This is a genomic window from Bacillus sp. K7 (genome assembly GCF_053903245.1).
This window is the reverse complement of sequence record NZ_CP096406.1, coordinates 2,810,144-2,830,799: the sequence shown is the minus strand read 5'-3', so window position 1 is coordinate 2,830,799 and position 20,656 is coordinate 2,810,144. Positions and strand designations below refer to the sequence as shown.

The 20,656-nt window shown below is 43.7% G+C and carries 21 protein-coding genes and 1 other annotated feature; of the genes, 17 read left to right on the top strand and 4 right to left on the bottom strand.

The window, feature by feature from the left end:
- The first annotated feature begins 40 nt into the window (after window positions 1-40).
- Both ytpA and tbcS read left to right on the top strand, forming a co-directional pair.
- Window positions 41-820 carry a phospholipase YtpA gene (gene ytpA, locus M1D98_RS14445; protein ID WP_010329516.1) on the top strand — a complete coding sequence of 260 codons (780 nt, stop codon included), beginning with the start codon at window positions 41-43 and terminating at the stop codon, window positions 818-820.
- A gap of 20 nt (window positions 821-840) precedes the next feature.
- On the top strand, window positions 841-1,944 hold the full coding sequence (tbcS, locus tag M1D98_RS14440) for a tetraprenyl-beta-curcumene synthase (RefSeq protein WP_010329517.1): 1,104 nt from the start codon (window positions 841-843) through the stop codon (window positions 1,942-1,944).
- Here tbcS and M1D98_RS14435 read toward each other — a convergent pair.
- Window positions 1,934-2,518 carry a tRNA (mnm(5)s(2)U34)-methyltransferase gene (locus M1D98_RS14435; protein ID WP_268558863.1) on the bottom strand — a complete coding sequence of 195 codons (585 nt, stop codon included), beginning with the start codon at window positions 2,516-2,518 and terminating at the stop codon, window positions 1,934-1,936. The genes tbcS and M1D98_RS14435 overlap by 11 nt on opposite strands.
- Window positions 2,515-3,483 carry a TIGR01212 family radical SAM protein gene (locus M1D98_RS14430; RefSeq protein ID WP_121643126.1) on the bottom strand — a complete coding sequence of 323 codons (969 nt, stop codon included), beginning with the start codon at window positions 3,481-3,483 and terminating at the stop codon, window positions 2,515-2,517. Before M1D98_RS14430 ends, M1D98_RS14435 begins: the two co-directional genes overlap by 4 nt.
- 162 nt (window positions 3,484-3,645) lie before the next feature.
- On the opposite strand from M1D98_RS14430, the gene M1D98_RS14425 reads away from it, so the two are divergent.
- The 12 genes from M1D98_RS14425 (at window position 3,646) to M1D98_RS14370 (ending at window position 14,083) form a co-directional block, all read left to right on the top strand.
- Window positions 3,646-3,918: a YtzC family protein gene (locus tag M1D98_RS14425; protein WP_010329522.1), complete on the top strand. Its 273-nt coding sequence runs from the start codon at window positions 3,646-3,648 to the stop codon at window positions 3,916-3,918.
- A gap of 155 nt (window positions 3,919-4,073) precedes the next feature.
- On the top strand, window positions 4,074-4,211 hold the full coding sequence (locus tag M1D98_RS14420; protein WP_010329523.1) for a hypothetical protein: 138 nt from the start codon (window positions 4,074-4,076) through the stop codon (window positions 4,209-4,211).
- 32 nt (window positions 4,212-4,243) lie between these two features.
- Window positions 4,244-4,636 carry a GntR family transcriptional regulator YtrA gene (ytrA, locus tag M1D98_RS14415; protein ID WP_010329524.1) on the top strand — a complete coding sequence of 131 codons (393 nt, stop codon included), beginning with the start codon at window positions 4,244-4,246 and terminating at the stop codon, window positions 4,634-4,636.
- A complete protein-coding gene (gene ytrB / locus M1D98_RS14410; protein ID WP_010329525.1) occupies window positions 4,629-5,507 on the top strand; it encodes an ABC transporter ATP-binding protein YtrB in 879 nt (292 codons plus the stop codon). The genes ytrA and ytrB overlap by 8 nt, the downstream gene beginning before the upstream one ends.
- Window positions 5,501-6,487 (top strand): ABC transporter permease YtrC, encoded by a 987-nt coding sequence (gene ytrC, locus M1D98_RS14405; protein WP_121643124.1) that lies wholly within the window; start codon window positions 5,501-5,503, stop codon window positions 6,485-6,487. The genes ytrB and ytrC overlap by 7 nt, the downstream gene beginning before the upstream one ends.
- 29 nt (window positions 6,488-6,516) lie before the next feature.
- Entirely contained in the window at window positions 6,517-7,494 is a 978-nt protein-coding gene (locus M1D98_RS14400; protein WP_268558864.1) for an ABC transporter permease, read from the top strand.
- Between the two features lie 14 nt (window positions 7,495-7,508).
- On the top strand, window positions 7,509-8,204 hold the full coding sequence (ytrE, locus tag M1D98_RS14395) for an ABC transporter ATP-binding protein YtrE (protein ID WP_010329528.1): 696 nt from the start codon (window positions 7,509-7,511) through the stop codon (window positions 8,202-8,204).
- Window positions 8,194-9,504, top strand: a complete 1,311-nt coding sequence (gene ytrF, locus M1D98_RS14390) for an ABC transporter permease YtrF (protein WP_010329529.1) — start codon at window positions 8,194-8,196, stop codon at window positions 9,502-9,504. Before ytrE ends, ytrF begins: the two co-directional genes overlap by 11 nt.
- 93 nt (window positions 9,505-9,597) lie before the next feature.
- A complete protein-coding gene (gene bceR / locus M1D98_RS14385) occupies window positions 9,598-10,293 on the top strand; it encodes a two-component response regulator BceR (protein WP_010329530.1) in 696 nt (231 codons plus the stop codon).
- Window positions 10,286-11,290 carry a HAMP domain-containing histidine kinase gene (locus M1D98_RS14380; protein WP_268538826.1) on the top strand — a complete coding sequence of 335 codons (1,005 nt, stop codon included), beginning with the start codon at window positions 10,286-10,288 and terminating at the stop codon, window positions 11,288-11,290. Before bceR ends, M1D98_RS14380 begins: the two co-directional genes overlap by 8 nt.
- Window positions 11,291-11,391: 101 nt before the next feature.
- On the top strand, window positions 11,392-12,153 hold the full coding sequence (gene bceA, locus M1D98_RS14375) for a bacitracin ABC transporter ATP-binding protein BceA (protein WP_010329532.1): 762 nt from the start codon (window positions 11,392-11,394) through the stop codon (window positions 12,151-12,153).
- Window positions 12,143-14,083, top strand: coding sequence for an ABC transporter permease (locus M1D98_RS14370; protein WP_268559660.1), 1,941 nt, complete (start codon window positions 12,143-12,145; stop codon window positions 14,081-14,083). Before bceA ends, M1D98_RS14370 begins: the two co-directional genes overlap by 11 nt.
- 35 nt (window positions 14,084-14,118) lie before the next feature.
- Here the strand turns inward: M1D98_RS14370 and M1D98_RS14365 are convergent, their stop codons facing one another.
- Window positions 14,119-14,859 (bottom strand): sunset domain-containing protein, encoded by a 741-nt coding sequence (locus tag M1D98_RS14365; protein ID WP_121643119.1) that lies wholly within the window; start codon window positions 14,857-14,859, stop codon window positions 14,119-14,121.
- A 188-nt stretch (window positions 14,860-15,047) separates the two neighbouring features.
- Here M1D98_RS14365 and M1D98_RS14360 point away from each other — a divergent pair, with 188 nt between their 5' ends.
- Window positions 15,048-16,241, top strand: a complete 1,194-nt coding sequence (locus M1D98_RS14360; RefSeq protein WP_121643118.1) for an MDR family MFS transporter — start codon at window positions 15,048-15,050, stop codon at window positions 16,239-16,241.
- Between the two features lie 31 nt (window positions 16,242-16,272).
- Here M1D98_RS14360 and M1D98_RS14355 read toward each other — a convergent pair whose 3' ends face one another.
- The gene (locus tag M1D98_RS14355) at window positions 16,273-17,058 is read right to left on the bottom strand and encodes a blue-light photoreceptor (protein ID WP_435577144.1); all 786 of its coding nucleotides are present in this window, start codon (window positions 17,056-17,058) and stop codon (window positions 16,273-16,275) included.
- Between the two features lie 393 nt (window positions 17,059-17,451).
- Between M1D98_RS14355 and M1D98_RS14350 the strand changes: the two genes are divergently transcribed.
- Together M1D98_RS14350 and leuS are read left to right on the top strand one after the other, a co-directional pair.
- Entirely contained in the window at window positions 17,452-17,787 is a 336-nt protein-coding gene (locus M1D98_RS14350; protein WP_026014487.1) for a DUF4257 domain-containing protein, read from the top strand.
- 103 nt (window positions 17,788-17,890) lie between these two features.
- Window positions 17,891-18,105: a binding site (T-box leader), on the top strand.
- A 109-nt stretch (window positions 18,106-18,214) separates the two neighbouring features.
- Window positions 18,215-20,629, top strand: coding sequence for a leucine--tRNA ligase (leuS, locus tag M1D98_RS14345; RefSeq protein WP_435577143.1), 2,415 nt, complete (start codon window positions 18,215-18,217; stop codon window positions 20,627-20,629).
- Window positions 20,630-20,656 lie beyond the last annotated feature (27 nt).

The window sequence follows — 20,656 nt, the reverse complement described above, 5'->3', positions numbered from 1 at the left end:
TCCTTCTTTCTCTATTTAAATTTCGTATGAGGTGAAGAGCATGTGGACCTGGAAAGCAGACAGACCTGTTGCCGTGATTGTGATGATCCACGGAGCAAGTGAATATCACGGACGATATAAGTGGCTGATTGAAATGTGGAGATCTTCGGGTTATCACGTTGTCATGGGCGACTTGCCGGGCCAGGGGACAACCACAAGGGCCAGAGGTCATATTCGCTCATTTCAAGAATACATTGATGAAGTAGATACTTGGATAGATAAAGCACGAACCTTTGATCTGCCGGTTTTTCTTCTCGGCCACAGCATGGGCGGCCTGATTGCGATTGAATGGTTTAAACAGCAAAGAAATCCCCGCATTACGGGAATTATTTTATCATCACCGTGTCTCGGACTGCAAATGAAAGTCAATAAAGCGCTTGATTTTGCATCAAGAGGTTTAAATGTCATCGCCCCGTCGCTTAGGGTTGATGCAGGTTTATCACTTGATATGGCGACGCGCAATGAGGATGTCATCGAGGCCGATCAAAATGACTCGTTATATGTCAGGAAAGTTTCTGTCAGATGGTACAGAGAGCTTTTAAAAACGATTGAGGCAGCAATGGTGCCGACAGAAGCGTTTTTGAGAGTGCCGCTTCTTGTGATGCAGGCCGGTGACGATAAGCTTGTTGACAAAACGATGGTCATCAAGTGGTTTAATGGTGTAGCTTCCCATAATAAAGCGTATAGGGAGTGGGAAGGGCTTTATCATGAAATATTTAATGAACCCGAAAGAGAAGATGTCTTTCAAGCAGCAAGAGCGTTTACTGATCAATATATTTGAATAAATTGGGGGTGCATGTGTTGACAGTACCGGAACATCCTTTTGGACTGATGGCAAAAGTATATCGAGATATTTTTCCGCTCGTTCATCAAGAGCTGGACATATGGAAGCAAAAATCAGAATCAATTCATAACAGTGAATTAAAAGCACAGGCAACCGCAAGTATTCGAGACAAAACGTTTCACTGTGAAGGCGGCGGCATACTGGCGTTACTGTCAGGCAATCAAAAACAGAAATGTGTCGAGTTTATTATCGCGTATCAAACGATCAGTGATTATCTGGACAATCTGTGTGACCGCAGCACATCGCTTGATCCGAGGGATTTTCGGATGCTCCACGCCTCAATGCAGGATGCGCTGACAGTGGGAGCGGAGCCGCAAAATTATTATCAATTCAGAGAAGAACAGGACGACAGCGGATATTTACATGAACTGGTCAAAACGTGTCAGCGTGTTCTTGGTTCCATTGAGCACTATGACATGATTAAACCGTATCTGCTTGAACTGTGCGGCTATTATTGCGATTTGCAGGTGCATAAGCACGTCATTGAGCACGAGCGTGTTCCGAGGCTTGAGAAGTGGTTTACTCAATATGAATCAGGGCTGCCTGAGATGGAATGGTATGAATTTTCGGCTTGTGCAGGCTCTACATTAGGCATTTTCTGTCTTGTTGCGTATTCGTTCCAGCCTGATTTTACAGAAAACACCGCTAAAAAAATCCGCAATAGTTATTTTCCTTACATACAAGGCCTTCACATTCTGCTCGATTATTTGATTGATCAGGAGGAGGACTTGCTGGAAGGGGACTTGAATTTCTGCTCGTATTATGAGTCGCATGAAGAAATGATGAAGCGGCTTGAACACTTTATCCAAAAAGCCGATGAACATTTGCACGGCATTCCGCATGAAAACTTCCACCGTTTAATCAATCGCGGCCTTTTGGGCGTTTATTTGTCAGATGATAAAGTGGCGGGCCAAAAGGAAATGGGGCGGCTCGCGAAGAAGCTGATCAAAGCAAGCGGAAAAACTTCCTTTTTCTTTTATATCAACGGCAGAGCCTACCGAAAATTTCAAAAAATGGCCTGGGTGAAAAACTCAAAGAAAAAAGCTCAAATCATTTGCTGATTTGAGCTTTTTTTTCGATGGCGATAATAAATGGCGGGTCATTTTGCTGATTGATAAATCCATATGTCAGCACACGGGCTGCTTGCTGATCCAAGCTTCGGCAAAAGTCGAGTACATCGTTTTTTTCAGCTTTGCCTTCAGGGTGGCCATGATAGACGACCAGAACCATCAAGCCCTCATCTTTCATCACGCTGAGAAGCTGTTCGATCGCTTTAATGGTTGACTGGCCGTTCGTCGTAACTGATTTGTCACCGCCCGGGAGATAGCCGAGGTTAAACACAGCGGCCGCCACTTTGCCGTGTGTTTTCGGCGGGAGGGATTCAGCGATTTTGTCATGGCTTTTGTGAAATAACGTTGTTCTCGCTTGATAAGTCTCGCCAAGCCGTTCCTTCGTATGGGCCACAGCTGATTCTTGGATGTCGAATGCGTACACATGGCCGTTTTCGCCGACGAGCTCCGCTAAGAACTGCGTATCATGTCCGTTGCCCATCGTGGCATCTACGACGATATCTCCTTCTCCGGCAGCCATTTTCAGTAGTTCTTTGCTGTAAGGAAGGATTTTTTTCAATATCATAAAGCTGATTCCTCCTCAACTCGTTGAAACAACTTTCCTTGATAGCTGCCGCGGTTTTCAAGCTCTTTATGAATGGCGCCGAGCACTTCCCATTTGTTGACGCTCCACATTGGCCCGACCATCAATTCAATCGGCCCGTCACCTGTAATGCGGTGCACGATCATTTCCGGGGGAATGATTTCAAGCTGATCGCAGACGAGCTGGACATATTCATCTTGAGAAAGGAATTCGAGTTTTCCCTTTTCATATTGCTTGACCATCGGCGTGCCTTTCAATAGGTGCAGCAGATGGATTTTAATGCCTTGGACGTCCAAATCTGCGACGGCCTTAGCGGTTTCCATCATCATGTCCCGATCTTCCAACGGCAGTCCGTTAATAATATGCGAGCAAACACGTATGCCATGTTTTCTTAACTTATTGACGCCTTCCACATAGCAGTTAAAATCATGTGCGCGGTTGATGAGAAGAGCAGTCCGTTCATGAACCGTTTGAAGCCCGAGTTCGACCCACAAATATGTGCGTTCGTTCAGTTCCGCCAAATAGTCAACGACATCGTCTGGCAGACAGTCTGGACGTGTGGCGATCGAAATGCCGACCACATCATCAAGCGCGAGGACGGATTCAAATTTCTCACGAAGCACCTCAACCGGGGCGTGCGTGTTTGTGAAAGCCTGGAAATAAGCAATGTACTTGCCGTCCTTCCATTTTTCGTGCATGCGGTTTTTGATGTCGTGAAATTGCGTAATTAAATCATCGGCCCGGTTTCCGGCAAAATCGCCTGAGCCTGCTGCACTGCAAAATGTACAGCCGCCGTGGGCAACGGTGCCGTCCCGATTCGGACAGTCAAAGCCGCCGTCTAGCGCAACTTTAAATACCTTATGGCCGAAATGTTCTCTAAGATGATAATTCAATGTATGATAGCGTTTTTCCGTATTTGAATAAGGGAAAGGATTGTTCTGCATCACAATTCATGTGCCTCCTTGCGTACGATTGCATCCTAAAATTGTAGCACGCATTTCACAAGAGAACAAATGAATCATCGACCATAAATTACTTTATTGAACGAAGTGAGATGGGGCTACAATATGAATGATGGATTATTTCCATTACCAAGAGGAGGGATTACTGTGGCAACAAGGCAATCAGTAGATGAACATCTCCAGCAATGTATGCAGGTGTATGATTATGCTGAGGAACAGATAAAAATCGCTTCTAAACAAGAGCATTATAACGATCAAGAATATAGTGAGGCGCAAATGCAGCTTGAAAATGCGGTAAACGCCTTAAATAAGCTGTGGCTGTCGTCAAATGACCAGCAGAGAGAACAGCTGTACAGAATGAGGCTTCAGCTTCAAGCTTTACAAAATCATATGATCCTGCAGCACCCTCTTGATGTGTAGGAAACGGACCCTTTTGATAAGGGTCCGTTTTTTTTGTAAAAAAGGATTGACTTTGTATGTCAAAGTGCTTATTGTATTAAGTGTACTAATTGAAGTAATACACTGCAAACACTGATGAAAAAGTCATTTATATATGGAAATAAAGGGAGGCAGTTATGAAGCATAAAAAACGAAACAAACGTGACGTGCCAATGCTGATCGCGGCATCTGTGATCGCTTGTTCTGTTTTTCTAGTCCTTGTGATGATCGGTTTTGAATGGCAAAAAAGCATAATCGATCCGTTTTATCTATAAAGGTTCAGATCGTATAGAAAGTAGGGAAGTAAATGATTCAAATCGATCCAAGAAGCTCAACACCCATTTACGAACAAATCATTCAGCAAATGAAAGAGCTTTGTTTGAAAGGGATCATGAAGTCTGGTGATAAGCTTCCTTCTGTCAGAGAATTGGCGACGATCATTATTGCGAATCCGAACACTGTCAGCAAAGCGTATAAAGAGCTTGAACGTGAGGGGATTATCGAAACGCTGCGTGGCAGAGGGACCTATATTTCGGAGCAAGCAAAAACGACTTTGGTTGAAGGGAAGATGACGATGATTAAAGAGCAACTGAAACAGCTCATCATCGATGCCCATTATGCAGGGGTTGAGCTGGAAAAACTGCAGGAATGGATGAAGGAAATCAGCGCTGATGTGAAAGGAGGCCGAGAGGATGATTGAATTACGGAAGTTGTCAAAAACGATTGACGGCAATCAAGTATTAAAAGATGTTTCGTTAACGATTGAAAAAGGAGAAATTTTCGGGCTGCTCGGCCGCAATGGTTCAGGCAAAACGACGATGCTTCGCTTAATCCAGCAAATCATTTTCGCAGACAGCGGGACAGTTTTTTTTGACGGCGTAGAAATCAAAAAGCATCCGAAGGTCAAACAGAATATCATCTACATGCCTGTTCAAAATCCTTTTTACGACAAGTATACATATAAGCAGCTTGTCGACATCCTGAGAAGAATATATCCGAAATTTGATGTTACGTATGCGAATGAGCTCATGAATCGATACGAAATTCCGGAATCGAAAAAATACCGCGAGCTGTCGACGGGTTTGAAAAAACAGCTGTCGCTTGTTCTGTCGTTTGCGGCGAGACCGGCATTGATTCTCCTTGATGAACCAACGGACGGAATAGACGCGGTGACAAGACATGATGTACTTCAGCTGATGGTCGATGAAGTGGCGGAGCGTGATACGAGCATCCTGATCACTTCCCACCGCCTTGAAGACATAGAACGGATGTGCAACCGAATTGGTTTTCTCGAAGATAACAGGCTGACGAATGTGATGGATCTTGATGAGCTAAAAGAAGAATACATCAAAATTCAAATGGCGTTTGATACAGATGTCAACTTGGAGATCAGAGAACAAAACATTCCGTTGCTCGATCAGGCCGGCGTGTTCTATACGGTGCTGATTCCGAAAAGCGACGAGGAGAAAAAGAGCTTTTTGAGAGAGCTGAAGCCAAAAGTATGGAATGAGCTTCCTGTCAACTTAGAAGAAGTGTTCATTGCAAAGTTTGGAGGGAAGCGGAGATGGTAGACCGAGGTCTCCTCTATCGAGAGTGGAAACAGAATCAAGTGGTGATTTTGCTAAGTATTGTGTTTTTAGTGCTGGTAAATCCGCTCTCTATTGTGAATACGTATTTGTCTTACCAAGGGTGTCTTGCGCATCAAGACCCGCAATATTGTGATTTTATTGTCAATTACGAAATAAGCAATCTGATAGATATCAACTGGTTGCCGGGTGTCATCTTGGCGGTCTGTTTTCTGGGAATGGAACGTTCGAAAGGCACCATGGATTTTTTACTAAGCCTTCCGTATAACAGAAGCCAAATTTTTCAGACGAAATTTTGGTTAGGCGGTTTAGTGATTGTATTATCGCAATTGATTGGCTTTTTGCTGGCATGGCTGCTGATTCTAGTTTATCAACCTGAGCATGCCTACTTTTTCGAGCACAGCAGCGTTGGAGTGATCGTGATTAGCTTTATGGCCTACTCATTAGTGATGGCCGCCGGAGCGATAACTGGAAATGCTTTTGCCCAAATGTTAACAGCGTTTTCTGCAGCTATCTTGCCGTATTTAATTGTTGCATTGCCCCTCGCCAATTTAGAGATCGTTTTTAATTTCCATATATACGAATTTTTCTCTTCCGTAGAAGGATATTATGAGATGGAAAACAAACTTATGTATCTATTGCCTATGGTTTTTGTTGGGAATGACTGGCTTTCCGATAACAGATATATTTTATTGATTCCGGCTGCCATGAGCATTCTGTTTTACTTGGTTGGTTTTATAAGCTTCAAAAAGCATCCAAGTGAGCGAAACGGACACTTTTTCCTTTGGAACAGATTAGACCGTCCTGTACAAATTCTGGTGATGGCTTTCGGCATCCTTGGATTTGGTTTATTTGGATATTCTACCGGACATTCCATTATTGGTTATATTTTTGGAATGATCATTGGAGCTGTAGTTGGATTCTTTGTAAGCTACTTCTCTATTTATAAGAAAACAAAACATTAAGAAATACTTTCGGTTTGGAGGGAAGTGATGTGCCGGATTCCGGGTTGTTTTATAAAGAGTGGAAGCAAAATAAAGCGCTGCTACTCATGATTTTTTTGGTATTTATGCTTAGCAATCCTTTTACTATTTTAGAGACGTACATTTCATATCAAGGCTGCGTTGCTCATCAGAACGATTGGGGCGGATCCTGTGTATTTACGATTAACTATTTAAACGGCACATTTATCTCATTGTTTTGGATTTGGGGTGTCGTTTTGGCGGTCAGCCAGCTTGGGATTGAACGAAGCAAGAGCTTGTTTGATTTTACATTAAGCCTTCCCTATACACGCGGGCAGATATTTAACGCGAAGTTTCTCACCGGCGGAATGGTGATTGTGATGCCGCAGCTCGTAGGTTATCTTTTATCTGTTTTGCTGCTGGTGCTTTTGAAGCCTGAACAGGCTGTTTATTTTCATCACTACAGCTTGGGAATGGTCATTGTCAGCATGTTGGCTTATTCTTTGGTTATGGCTGGCGGAGCGCTGACAGGCCATGTTTTTGCACAGCTTTTGGTTTCATTTACCGCCACTATTTTACCTTTTTTATTCATTACTTTGCCTGCGATGAATATCGATATCCTTTTTTGCAGGAATGCGGCATTTTTAGACTTCCCTATACCAGAATGGATAAAGTATATATTTCCCATTACGTATGTTGTTCCAAACTGGGTTGATGATTCACCATATTATTTAGTGATTCCGGCTGTTATGAGCATAATTCTCTACATCATCGGGTACATCAGCTTCGTCAAACTGTCTAACGAGCGTAACGGATATTTCTTTTTGTGGAAAGCATTGGATCGCCCGGTGCAAGTGATCGTCATTATCATTGGCATTTTAGGCTTCGGCTGTTTTGGATATGCAGTAAGCGAAAGCTTTGCCGGCTACCTATTTGGCATGGCTGCAGGTGCTGTGATCGGTTTCTTCATCAGTTATTTTGCGATTTATAAAAAAACAAAACATGTGTAAGGGAGAGAGAAAATATGATTGATGTTCAGCATATCGACCATTCTTTCACGATCGGGAAAAAGGGCCGTGAGAATGAAGTTCCAGTATTAAAGGATGTGTCATTAAGCGTGGCCAAAGGTGAAATCGCCTGTATTGTCGGGCGAAGCGGTTCAGGAAAATCAACGCTTTTGAATTTGATTTCCGGCTACATATCGCCGACAAAAGGGCGGATTGTCATTAATGGCACTGATGTGACGGGCTTTAATGAAAAGGAATGGGCTCAGTTCCGCCTTGAACATTTTGGGTTCATTTTTCAAAGCTTTCAGCTTATTCCGGGGCTAACGACGTATGAGAATGTTGAAATGCCTCTGGCGTTAAAAGGGATCAAACCGTCTGAGCGCAAGCAAAAGGTGCAGGACATGCTGAAACGCGTCGGCTTGGATAACCACGCTCTTCATTATCCAAACGAACTTTCAGGCGGCCAGCAGCAGCGTGTCAGTATTGCACGGGCATTGATTTTAAATCCATCTATCATTTTAGCCGATGAGCCGACGGGAAGCCTCGATTCAGAAACGGAGCAGGAAGTATTGGATTTGATTCAGCAGCTGAACCGCGAGCGGGGCATTACATTTGTGATCATCACCCATGATGATGAAGTTGCTTCTATCGGACATTCAAAATTTCAGCTTCATGACGGTGTGTTAAAAGGGGGAATTACTGTTGAGGTTTAAGGATCAGGTTCATTTTATCAGAAGAAATATGAAGAAAAACAGATTGCGTGTCTTTATGACCATCCTTGCGACAACAATGGCGTGTGCGTTTTTGGTTGTGCTGTCGTCGGTTGGATTTGGGATTCAAAAGACAATTACTGATATGACAATGAGCCAGCAGATTGTAACGAAAGTCAGTGTAATGGGCAAGGAAGGGGATAAGCCTATTAAAAAAGCTGATTTAGAGAATTATGACCACGTAAGGTCAGTTGTAGAAAGAACGCAAGTGTATGAACCAAACAAAGCAACTTTAGGCAATCGTACAAATGAAAGCTCTAATCTCATCTTTACCAATATGAACGATGAATTAAAGGCCAATATGGAGTTGGAAAAAGGAAGAGTCGCAAAGTCGGAAAATGAAATCGTAGTAGGATACGACTTTGCAAAGAGATTATTGACGAAAAAAGAATCGGAAGAGTATAACAAAAAAATCGAGGAAGCAAAAGGAAACCCGGAAGATATAAAAGAACCAGAGGGCTATACGAAAGATATTCTGAACAAAACGATTGAATTAAGTGTATCAAAAACAGATCCTAAAACAGGGGATGTCGAAAAAACAAAAACATATGACTTTAAAATTGTCGGTATTACAAAAAAGCCATCTCAAGATTGGATGGAGGACTCAAACATTTTTATTAGTGATCAATTCAAGAAAGATTTTTCGGAATTCTTAGACTTCAAAGGCGGAAATGTTGAAACAAACATTGGCGTTTTTGCTGATAAATTTGAGAACGTGGAACAACTGACCAATGATCTGACAGATGACGGATACTATGTAACCTCAGTGACTACCGAGCTTGAGGGAGCCAACACCTTCTTCATGGTCTTCAAAATCGGCCTGATCTTTGTCGGGTGTATTGCGGTAATCATCTCAGCGATCGGTATTTTTAACACGATGACGATGGCAGTTACTGAAAGAACGCAGGAGATCGGGATTATGAAAGCGATTGGGGCAAGTCCGTCCATCATTCGCCGAATGTTCTTGATGGAAAGCGCGTATATCGGAATTTTAGGCTGTGTGATTGGGATTATCATTTCTTACGGCGTAAGCTTCCTTGTCAATCTGGCTGTTCCAATGATTCTCGCGGCGACAAGCGGAAGCGATGCGGGCGATTTGAATTACACCTTTTCCTACATCCCGGCCAGCCTTGTGATCATCGCAGTTGTGATTTGCGGAGGGGTAGCGGTGATTTCCGGGATGAACCCGGCGAGAAAAGCGACCAAAACCAACGTGCTGACAGCGTTAAGAAGAGAATTATAAGATGTGAGCCGGCTGAGACAGCCGGCTTTCTCTATAGCGTATGCCGGTGTTTTGCTATACACTTGATAAAAAAGGAAAAGTGCGGTGAGTCGATTGTTTAAACTTTTGCTGATTGAAGATGATGAATCGCTGTTTCATGAAATGAAGGATCGTTTAACGGGATGGTCCTATGATGTATACGGCGTTCAGGATTTCGGTCAAGTCCTTCAGGAATTTGCGGCGGTTAAGCCTGATTGTGTCATTATTGACGTCCAGCTGCCTAAATTTGACGGGTTTCATTGGTGCCGGCTGATCCGCTCCCGGTCAAATGTTCCGATTCTCTTTCTATCCTCTCGTGACCATCCTGCTGATATGGTGATGTCGATGTCGCTCGGAGCCGATGACTTTATTCAAAAGCCGTTTCATTTTGACGTGCTGATTGCGAAAATCCAAGCGATTTTTCGGCGCGTGTATCATTATAATACGGAGCCAAGCGCGGTCAAAACATGGTGCGGAGCTGCCGTAGACGCAGAGCAGAACCTCGTCAGCAATGACAAAGGCTCTGTTGAACTGACGAAAAACGAAATGTTCATTCTGAAACAATTAATAGAACAAAAAAACAAGATTGTCAGCCGGGAAGAGCTGATCAGAAGCTTGTGGAACGATGAGCGTTTTGTCAGTGATAATACGCTGACCGTCAATGTCAATCGCCTGCGAAAAAAACTGGACGCCCTGCAGCTTGGCACATATATCGAGACGAAAGTCGGCCAAGGCTACCTGGCGAAAGAAGAGGATCATTTCTATGATTAAAGCATTCCTCACTGAAAGGCGAAGCTGGATTGCCGCGTTTTTATTCCAGCAGGTTTTGATATTGTTCGTTGCTTTTGTGGATTCCTCCATTTCATTTCAAAATGTTCTTTATATAGTATATTTGTGTGTCTTGTTTTTTATCATCTTCCTTTGGTTCCGCTATCGGAAAGAGACGGCGTTTTATAAAAGCTTGAAGACGTGGGAGAACAATCTTGATGTGACGGCGATAAATGAACCAGAAACGCCGTTTGAATCAGTGGTTGAACGAAGCATTACCGGACAAACGGAGCATTTGAAACAAACCGCTGCCCGGCATCGCTTGGCATTAGAAAATGAAAAAGATGAGTTGATGGCATGGATTCACGAGGTCAAAACTCCATTGACAGCGATGCATTTACTCATCGATAGAATGGAAGACCATGATTTGAAATCCCAGCTGTCATATGAATGGCTGCGTATTCACCTGCTTCTTGACCAGCAGCTTCATCAAAAGCGCATGTCATTTATTGAAAATGATCTGTCTGTAGAATGCATTCAGCTTCAGCCCATCATTTTTAAGGAAATCAAAGATTTACAGTCGTGGTGTATCCAAAAAGGGGTCGGCTTTGACATTCAGCTGGAGGCTGAGGAAGTGCTGAGCGACGCAAAATGGCTGGCGTTTATCATTAGGCAGCTGCTGACAAACGCAGTGAAATACAGCGAAGCCTCCGACATTGAAATCAAAAGCGTTCAAAAAGGGGAACGGACGCAGCTTGAAGTGAAGGACTTTGGCAGGGGCATTGATCTCAAAGATGTGCCCCGCATTTTTGATAAAGGATTTACATCCACAACGGACCACCATGATCAAGGGTCCACTGGCATGGGGCTGTACTTGGCGAAAAAAGCCGCGGCCCCGTTAATGATCCATATTGATGTGCGTTCGGAGTCCGGTGCGGGAACGGTTTTTACATTAACTTTCCCCAAACGGAATCAATTTGAACGAGTCATAGGCGTGTGACGAAAATGTCACATGCTTTTCTTTTTTGTTCGCCGTATCGAAGGAAATGCCCGGCAATCCTTTTTATAATGAGAGTATCCAATATAAAGGAGATTATAGGAATGATGATCTTACAAGCGAATAAAATTCGAAAAAGCTATGGAAACAAGCTGAATAAACAAGAAGTGCTCAAAGGCATTGATATTCATATCCAAAAAGGTGAATTTGTCAGTATTATGGGGGCGTCAGGTTCTGGGAAAACCACCTTGCTCAATGTTCTGTCCTCCATTGATCAGGTCAGTGACGGGACCATTGATATTAACGGAAATGAGATGACGTCAATGAAGGAAAAGCAGCTGGCTGAATTCAGAAAACAGCATTTAGGCTTTATCTTTCAAGATTACAATCTGCTGGATACGTTGACAGTAAAAGAGAATATCCTCCTGCCATTGTCGATTACAAAAATGCCAAAAAGCGAAGCCGTTCGCAAGTTCGAAGAGGTGGCGAAAGAGCTGGGTATTTATGAACTCCGTGATAAGTACCCAAATGAAATTTCCGGCGGCCAGAAGCAGCGCACATCTGCCGCGAGAGCGTTTATTCATGAACCGAGCATTATTTTCGCAGATGAGCCGACGGGCGCGCTTGATTCAAAATCAGCCTCTGATCTATTAAATAAGCTAAGCCAGCTCAATCAGAAACGCAACGCTACGATTATCATGGTCACCCATGATCCTGTCGCCGCCAGCTACTGCGGAAGAGTGATTTTTATGAAGGACGGGCAAATGTATACACAGTTAAATAAAGGAGGCCAAGACAGACAAGCGTTTTTCCAGGACATCATGAAAACGCAAGGCGTGTTAGGCGGGGTGCAGCATGAACATTAATCAGCTCATCCTAAGAAATTTGAAAAAGAATCTCCGTAATTACTATTTGTATGTGTTTGCGCTGATCTTTAGCGTGGCGCTTTATTTCGCCTTTGTCACACTCCAGTATGACCCTGCGATTAATGAAGTAAAGGCTTCCATCAAGGGAGCCGCGGCCATTAAAACCGCTTCGATTTTGCTTGTGTTCGTGGTGGCGATTTTCATTTTATATGCCAATACGATTTTTATTAAGAGACGGAGTAAAGAAATCGGGCTGTTTCAATTAATTGGAATGACCAAACATAAAATCTTTCGTCTCTTAAGTGCGGAAAATATCATGCTGTATTTCGGTTCCTTAGCGATCGGGGTATTGGCCGGATTTTCGATATCAAAGCTAGTCCTGATGATTCTGTTTAAAATTGTCGATGTCAAAGCTGATGCGAAACTCCATTTTTCCGGGCAAGCCTTGATCCAAACGATCATTGTGTTCTGCGGCATTTATCTTTTGATTATGATCATGAATTATACGTTTATCAAAAAACAAAGTATTTTATCTTTGTTTAAAGTGACCTCTTCGACTGAAGATCAAGTGAAGAGAATATCATTTTTCCAGATGCTGATCGGCGCTTTAGGCATCGTGCTGATTTTGACGGGATACTATGTGTCTTCTGAGCTGTTTGGCGGTAAATTTAAGACCATGAATGAACTGTTCGGCGCGATGAGCTTTATTCTGGGGGCCGTCATTGTCGGAACGTTTCTCTTCTATAAAGGCTCGGTGACCTTTATCTCGAATATCATCCGAAAAAGCAAGGGCGGCTACTTACGTATCTCTGAAGTTCTGTCACTGTCATCGATCATGTTCAGAATGAAATCAAACGCGCTGCTATTGACCATTATTACGACCGTTTCAGCGCTTGCCATTGGGCTGCTCTCACTTGCTTATATTTCGTATTACTCAGCTGAAAAGACCGCTGAACAAAATGTGGCCGCTGATTTTTCATTCATGAATGAGAAAGATGCCAAAACATTTGAAAGCAGTTTGAATGAACGCAACATTTCATATGTGAAGAAAGAAACCCCTTTCCTGCAAGCGAATGTGGACATTGCAAATATTATGGATGGAGACCCGAAGGAAATGCAGGGTGATCCCCATAACATGCAGCTTGCGGTTGTGAGTGACAAAGAGGTGGAACAGGTCGATGTGCCAGAAGGGGAAGCCTTTTTATCCGGATATAACGATCTTCTGCAAAAAATCATGGTATTAAAAGATTCAGGCAGCATGAAAGTGAAAAGCAAGCATAAGACGACATCTCTACAATACAAAGGGTTAAGGAAAGAATTTCTTCTCTCCTTTCCGTTTACAAGCGGGGGATTGCCCGCTGTCATAGTGGATGACAGCCTGTTTCAATATCTGAACAAAAATAAAGACCCCCGTATTCAGCTGGCGCAATCTGAATGTATTGCCATCAATGTCAAGCATGAAGACCAGCTGGAAAAAGCGAATGAGCTATTTCAAAAGGTGAACAAAAAAGACCAGCATTTATCAAGGCTGGATGCAAGCATCGCACAAAAATCACTATTTGGTATCGTGATGTTCATCGTTGGCTTCTTAGGATTAACGTTTCTGATTACATCTGGCTGTATCCTTTATTTTAAACAAATGGGTGAGAGTGAAGATGAAAAACCAAATTATACGATTTTGAGAAAACTCGGGTTTACGCAAGGTGATCTGATGAAGGGGATACGCATCAAACAAATGTACAACTTCGGCATTCCGCTTGTTGTCGGCCTCTTCCACAGCTACTTTGCCGTCCAATCCGGCTGGTTCTTATTCGGATCAGAGGTGTGGGCGCCGATGATTCTGGTGATGGTGTTATACACCGCGCTCTACTCCATTTTTGGTTTTCTGTCCGTTCTTTATTATAAGAAAGTGATTAAATCGTCGTTGTGAAACAGGAAAAGCTCCAGAGGTTCTGGAGCTTTTCGTTATCGTTTTGGCGGCCTGTAACCGGCAGCTTCAGCTTCTTCCACTGAGCAAAACATTTCAGCCGGGTCAGTTGTCCGGTCATAGTATGTACTGCCCGGTGTGTGATAGATGCCGCTTTTGCTTCCTTTTATATTGCAGCCTTCTGCTGTGTCAGGTGTTTTGGTTTCATTCTTTGTATTGCCGGAAGAACTTCCAGCGGTTTCTTGTGAACTTGCAGTATGGCTTTTGGCCTCTTTTAATTGCTTTTCAAGCTGTGTTTTATCTTGCCGCAGTGTTTCATTTTCAGCTTTTACCGTTTTTGTATCTTCTTTGAGCTGTTTTTGATTTTCTTGAAGCTCTTTTATCTCTGCTTTTAATGTTTTTTGATTCTCTTTTCGTTCACTATTTTCTTTTTCAAGCTGCTGGAGTTTGTCTTGGTCTTTTTTGTGGTCCTTCAATGTCTTTGCTTCAGAGCTTGCTTCTTCATATTTTTTCTCAAGTGCTTTATGCTCTTTCGTAAGGCTTTGATACTCGGTGTTGAGCGCTGAATATTTTTTCTCGGCTTTTGCTGCGGCAGCGTCAGGTTCTGTCAATGCTGCTCCGGTGAAGATCAGCGCCAGGCCTCCAATCAAAAGCGGCCAAAAGAGTTTCTTTAAGAAACGTTGATCCTTTTTCAGCACATATCCGATGAGATGATACAATCCATAGCCAAGTGCAATGAGACATGCAAGAAATCCTAATAACACTAAAGCCACTTCCATCATATTCCCCCTTTTTCTATTTATTGTACATTTTTCAAACCATATTTGTTAGATTTTTTCACGCTCATCAGTTGAAAAAAATGAGATAGACAGATAGAATAAATGTGCTATGATCACTCGATTTGTACGGAGCCGTTTTAGGTTTCGTTTTTTTCATGAGCTTTTTTAGGCGAGAAAGGGGGATGAGTATGCCGCGTGCTCTTAAAATTTTAGTCATTGGAATGTTTATTAATGTGACGGGTGCTTCTTTTTTATGGCCGCTTAATACGATTTATATCCATAATCATTTAGGAAAGTCATTAACAGTAGCCGGGCTTGTTTTGATGCTGAATTCAGGCGCCAGTGTGGCTGGGAATTTAAGCGGCGGTTTTTTGTTTGATAAAATCGGCGGCTTTAAATCGATTATGCTTGGAATTGCGATTACGTTAGCAAGCCTGCTTGGCCTTGTCTTTTTTCATGAGTGGCCGGCTTATATTGTGCTGCTGACGATTGTGGGTTTTGGTTCCGGTGTTGTTTTTCCGGCCAGTTACGCAATGGCTGGATCGGTGTGGCCTGAAGGGGGAAGAAAGGCGTTTAATGCGATTTATGTCGCGCAAAACGCGGGTGTGGCTGTCGGCTCAGCGCTTGGCGGTGTCGTGGCTTCTTTCTCGTTTTCATATGTATTTTTGGCGAATGCTGCATTGTATCTGGCCTTTTTCTTTATCGTATATTTCGGATTTCGAAACATTCAGACGAAGGATGCGTCCCAAACGTCTGTGCTTGATTATGATGCTGTGAACAGCAAAGCGAAATTTGCGGCGCTCATCATATTAAGCAGCGGCTATGTACTCGGATGGCTGGCTTATTCTCAGTGGTCAACCACCATTGCTTCGTATACGCAAAGCATTGGAATTTCTCTTTCCTTATACAGTGTGCTGTGGACGGTTAACGGAATGTTAATTGTGTTTGGCCAGCCGCTTGTCAGCTTTGTGGTGAAAAAATGGGCGGAGTCGCTGAAAACGCAAATGGTCATCGGATTTATCATTTTTATTGTATCCTTCAGTATGCTGCTGACGGCAAAACACTTCCCGATGTTTCTGGCGGCAATGGTGATCCTGACCATCGGGGAAATGCTTGTCTGGCCTGCGGTGCCGACGATTGCCAACCAGCTTGCCCCTAAAGGGAAGGAAGGATTTTATCAAGGCTTTGTCAACAGCGCGGCGACAGGCGGCAGAATGATTGGTCCGTTGTTCGGCGGTTTGCTTGTCGATCACTTCGGCATTCAAGCTCTTGTGTTATCTCTTTTGGTTTTGCTGTTGATCAGTATTGCCACCACGCTTTTGTATGACAAACGAATAAAATCGGCTAAAGAAACAAATAAGCAAGCATCAGTCTCTTCATAATAAAAGATCCCGCTGGATGAGCGGGATCTTTTTACATAATCGGAAGCACGCTAACGGCATCCTTTACATTTGAGTATGTTTGCAGTGATGAAAAATTGGCATCCAGTTTATTCATCTTCATGGCCAATTCGGGTTTAATGCCTGTAATGATTAATTCGGTTCCGGTCAATTTCAGCAAATGGCTCAGCTTGAAAATCTGATCGGCGGTTTGTTCATTTACTTGGGCCAGCCCTGATAAATCAATGATCAAATAATCATCTTTGGATGTTGATAAGATATTCGTCAATGTGTAAACGATAGAATTAAATCGTTCCTCCGTCAAGTTGCCGACTAGCGGAAGAGCTGAAATGCCGTTGCGAATCGGGACAATAGGCGTTGAAAGTGCAGTGATTTCTGTGAGGGAATCCTCGAGAAGCTTCTCATACTCTTTTTGCCGGGTGATGTCTTTTTGAATGCCGACAAAATAGGTCTTGCCTTCAATCTCTAGCGGGTCAATATTCAATTCATTCCAGAACATCGTCCCGTCTTTTTTATAGTTTTGGATTTGGACGGTAACCGGCTCTTTATTTTGTAAAGCGGTTTTAATGTTTTTTACTTCAGCGGGGTCGGTATGTTTCCCCTGTAAGAAGCGGCAGTTCTTTCCTAAAATCTCCTCGGCCTCATAGCCGGTCATTTGAACAAAGCCTTGGTTTACGTAGACAATCGGATTATCTTCAAGTGCGGGATCTGTAATGACCACACCGACTCGCGCGTGATCAAGCGCTTTTTTGATGACTTCCAGCTGTCCTTGTATTCCAAATGATTGAAAACTAGCCATATAATTCCCCCTTAGGCTGCCAGCTAACTGTGCAAAAGCCTGATATTCCCCTTTTTTTAATGAATTCTACAGTAACCGTAGCACAACACATGTTCTGATTCAAGCAAGCGCAGTTTGTTGTTTGTCATTAAGGCTTGTCCTCGTATACACTAAAAATAAGAACAGAAATTGAACATATGAACGGAAGTAGCTAAATGAGTGACTAGGTCAATGTCACTGGGTGAAAAATGAATCTAATGCATCAAGCTTACCGATCATGTGTTCACATATAATGGAAGAAACAAGCTTTTTTCAGATTTGCCAGTATGTAGATATCGAAAATCATCGGAATCGTTTAAGGGGGCTGGATGGCCTGAAGTCGCTTTACGAAATAAGGGCTTTAGGAAGGTGATGATGAAGATGCTGCATCAGGTACTCATTGCTTGTGTAATTGGAGGAATCATGGGGATTCTCGGTCATGTGAAAAAGAGAGGCAGGCTGGAGAAGCCCAGAATGACGAAGCGGTTTATCTATCTTGGATTTTTGGAAGATTGGTTTATCGGAATGACGGCTTCCATTTTACTTGTATTATCCGCTGACCCCGATTCAGGAATTCAACTTGTCATCTTATCCATTATCTCAGGCTACGGCGGTGAAGCTGTTCTCAGAAGTTTTGACTTTGTGAGAGAACTGAACAGCGGCGGCGAATCGGCCGAGTCCAAACGTCAAACCAAAACTCCACCCGAATAATTGTCCTCAATCTTCGCCCGTTCAGGGTACATTCCCATTGTATACAAACCTGCTTGCACTTATGAACAGAATTCTATAAAATACAGTTAAGATTACGGTTGCGATAAGAACAATGAAGAGGAGCAGTAAGAAGCAGATATTGTTGCAGAGAGTTGACGGCTGGTGAAAGTCAATCAAATTTGTTTCCGAACTCACCTCAGAGTTGCAGCGGTGAAAAGCCGCTGACGCATAACTGCGTTAAAAGTATCAAGTGAGTGCGGCGCATGCCGCGCTAACGAGGGTGGTACCGCGGGAAAACGAAAGTCTCTCGTCCCTTTTAGGGATGAGGGAGTTTTTTTTAGTTTGGGAATATTCTGAATATAATTCTCTCCTTCCCGTCAATACTTGAACCATAAACGCCGTATTCAATCAGAAGGAGGTTTTTACTTTGAGTTTTCAGCACAAAGAGATAGAAAAGAAATGGCAGACATACTGGCTTGAAAACAAAACATTTGCCACTCTTGATCATAATGAAAAACAAAAATTTTACGCGCTGGACATGTTTCCTTATCCGTCTGGAGCGGGTTTGCACGTCGGCCATCCTGAAGGTTATACAGCCACGGATATCCTGTCTCGTCTGAAGCGCATGCAGGGCTATGATGTCCTTCATCCAATGGGCTGGGACGCATTCGGCTTGCCGGCTGAACAGTACGCGCTCGACACAGGGAACGATCCCGCTGTATTTACGAAGCAGAATATCGATAATTTCCGCCGCCAAATTCAGTCGCTTGGTTTCTCATATGACTGGGATCGTGAAATCAATACGACTGATCCTGAATACTATAAATGGACACAATGGATTTTCTTAAAGCTGTACGAAAAAGGCCTTGCTTACGTTGACGAAGTGCCTGTTAACTGGTGTCCTGCCCTCGGTACGGTTCTTGCCAACGAAGAAGTCATTGACGGCAAGAGCGAGCGGGGAGGCCACCCGGTAGAGAGACGCCCGATGAAGCAGTGGATGCTGAAAATTACCGCTTATGCGGACAGGCTTCTTGAAGACTTGGAAGAGCTTGATTGGCCGGAAAGCATCAAAGATATGCAGCGCAACTGGATCGGCCGTTCAGAAGGCGCGCACGTTCATTTTGCTGTAGATGGACATGATGAGTCCTTTACGGTGTTTACGACTAGACCAGATACGCTGTTTGGTGCTACATACACTGTGCTTGCCCCGGAACACGCGTTGGTGGAAACCATCACAACGGCTGATCAAAAAGAAGCTGTCGAAGCATATGTCAAAGACATTCAATCAAAAAGTGATTTGGAGAGAACTGATCTTGCGAAAACAAAGACAGGCGTTTTCACGGGAGCTTATGCGATCAATCCTGTAAACGGAGAAAAATTGCCGGTCTGGATTGCCGATTACGTTCTTGCGTCTTACGGAACAGGTGCTGTTATGGCAGTTCCTGGGCACGATGAGCGTGATTTTGAATTCGCCAAAACGTTCGGCCTTCCAGTGAAGGAAGTTGTGAAAGGCGGAAATGTTGAGGAAGCAGCGTACACTGGCGACGGCGAGCATGTGAACTCTGATTTTCTGAACGGCCTTAACAAGCAGGAAGCGATTGAAAAAATAATCGCTTGGCTGGAAGAAACGAAAAACGGCGAGAAGAAAGTGACGTACCGTCTGCGCGACTGGCTCTTCAGCCGCCAGCGTTATTGGGGCGAGCCGATTCCGGTCATTCATTGGGAAGACGGAACATCAACGGCTGTGCCGGAAGAGGAGCTGCCGCTGATTTTGCCGAAGACGGATGAAATCAAACCGAGTGGAACAGGCGAATCACCGCTTGCGAACATAAAAGAGTGGGTGGAAGTCACAGACCCTGAGACAGGAAAAAAAGGTAGAAGAGAAACGAACACAATGCCGCAATGGGCGGGAAGCTGCTGGTATTTCTTGCGCTATATTGATCCGCACAACCCGGATCAGCTGGCATCACCAGAGAAATTGGAAAAATGGCTTCCGGTTGATATGTATATAGGCGGTGCAGAGCATGCCGTGCTTCACCTTCTGTATGCCCGCTTCTGGCATAAGTTCCTTTATGATATCGGTGTAGTGCCGACGAAAGAACCGTTCCAAAAGCTGTACAACCAAGGAATGATTCTCGGCGAAAACAACGAAAAAATGAGTAAATCTAAAGGGAACGTTGTCAATCCTGACGAAATCGTTGCTTCTCACGGCGCTGATACACTAAGATTGTACGAAATGTTCATGGGACCGCTTGATGCTTCAATCGCCTGGTCTGAATCAGGATTAGACGGCGCGCGCCGCTTCCTTGATCGTGTATGGCGCCTGTTTGTTGAAGAAAGCGGTGAGCTTAATGGCAAGATCGTTGAAGGCGCAGGTGAAACATTAGAGCGCGTATATCATGAAACGGTCATGAAAGTTACAGATCATTACGAAGGCCTTCGTTTCAATACGGGTATTTCCCAGCTGATGGTCTTTATTAACGAAGCCTATAAAGCGTCAGCGCTGCCAAAAGAATATATGGAAGGCTTCGTAAAGCTTCTTTCGCCAATCGCGCCTCACTTAGCGGAAGAGCTTTGGGAGAAGCTTGGCCATTCCGGTACGATTGCGTACGAAGCTTGGCCTGTATATGATGAAACAAAACTTGTGGATGATGAAGTTGAAATCGTTGTTCAGCTGAACGGAAAAGTAAAAGCGAAATTACAGGTTCCTGCCGATGCGACGAAAGAACAGCTGGAACAGCTTGCTCAAGCAGATGAAAAGGTCCAAGAGCAGCTTGAAGGCAAAACGGTTCGAAAAATCATCGCGGTGCCTGGCAAGCTAGTCAATATTGTGGCAAACTAAGCCTGAGAAAAAATCCCCTTTGCCAAA

Excerpts from the sequence above, each read along its gene's own strand:
- ytpA (WP_010329516.1), top strand. The coding sequence starts at position 41 with ATGTGGACCTGGAAAGCAGACAGACCTGTTGCCGTGATTGTGATGATC.
- M1D98_RS14435 (WP_268558863.1), bottom strand. The coding sequence starts at position 2,518 with ATGATATTGAAAAAAATCCTTCCTTACAGCAAAGAACTACTGAAAATG.
- M1D98_RS14420 (WP_010329523.1), top strand. The coding sequence starts at position 4,074 with ATGAAGCATAAAAAACGAAACAAACGTGACGTGCCAATGCTGATCGCG.
- ytrA (WP_010329524.1), top strand. The coding sequence starts at position 4,244 with ATGATTCAAATCGATCCAAGAAGCTCAACACCCATTTACGAACAAATC.
- ytrB (WP_010329525.1), top strand. The coding sequence starts at position 4,629 with ATGATTGAATTACGGAAGTTGTCAAAAACGATTGACGGCAATCAAGTA.
- ytrC (WP_121643124.1), top strand. The coding sequence starts at position 5,501 with ATGGTAGACCGAGGTCTCCTCTATCGAGAGTGGAAACAGAATCAAGTG.
- ytrE (WP_010329528.1), top strand. The coding sequence starts at position 7,509 with ATGATTGATGTTCAGCATATCGACCATTCTTTCACGATCGGGAAAAAG.
- M1D98_RS14380 (WP_268538826.1), top strand. The coding sequence starts at position 10,286 with ATGATTAAAGCATTCCTCACTGAAAGGCGAAGCTGGATTGCCGCGTTT.
- bceA (WP_010329532.1), top strand. The coding sequence starts at position 11,392 with ATGATGATCTTACAAGCGAATAAAATTCGAAAAAGCTATGGAAACAAG.
- M1D98_RS14370 (WP_268559660.1), top strand. The coding sequence starts at position 12,143 with ATGAACATTAATCAGCTCATCCTAAGAAATTTGAAAAAGAATCTCCGT.
- M1D98_RS14365 (WP_121643119.1), bottom strand. The coding sequence starts at position 14,859 with ATGGAAGTGGCTTTAGTGTTATTAGGATTTCTTGCATGTCTCATTGCA.
- M1D98_RS14360 (WP_121643118.1), top strand. The coding sequence starts at position 15,048 with ATGCCGCGTGCTCTTAAAATTTTAGTCATTGGAATGTTTATTAATGTG.
- M1D98_RS14355 (WP_435577144.1), bottom strand. The coding sequence starts at position 17,058 with ATGGCTAGTTTTCAATCATTTGGAATACAAGGACAGCTGGAAGTCATC.
- M1D98_RS14350 (WP_026014487.1), top strand. The coding sequence starts at position 17,452 with ATGAAGATGCTGCATCAGGTACTCATTGCTTGTGTAATTGGAGGAATC.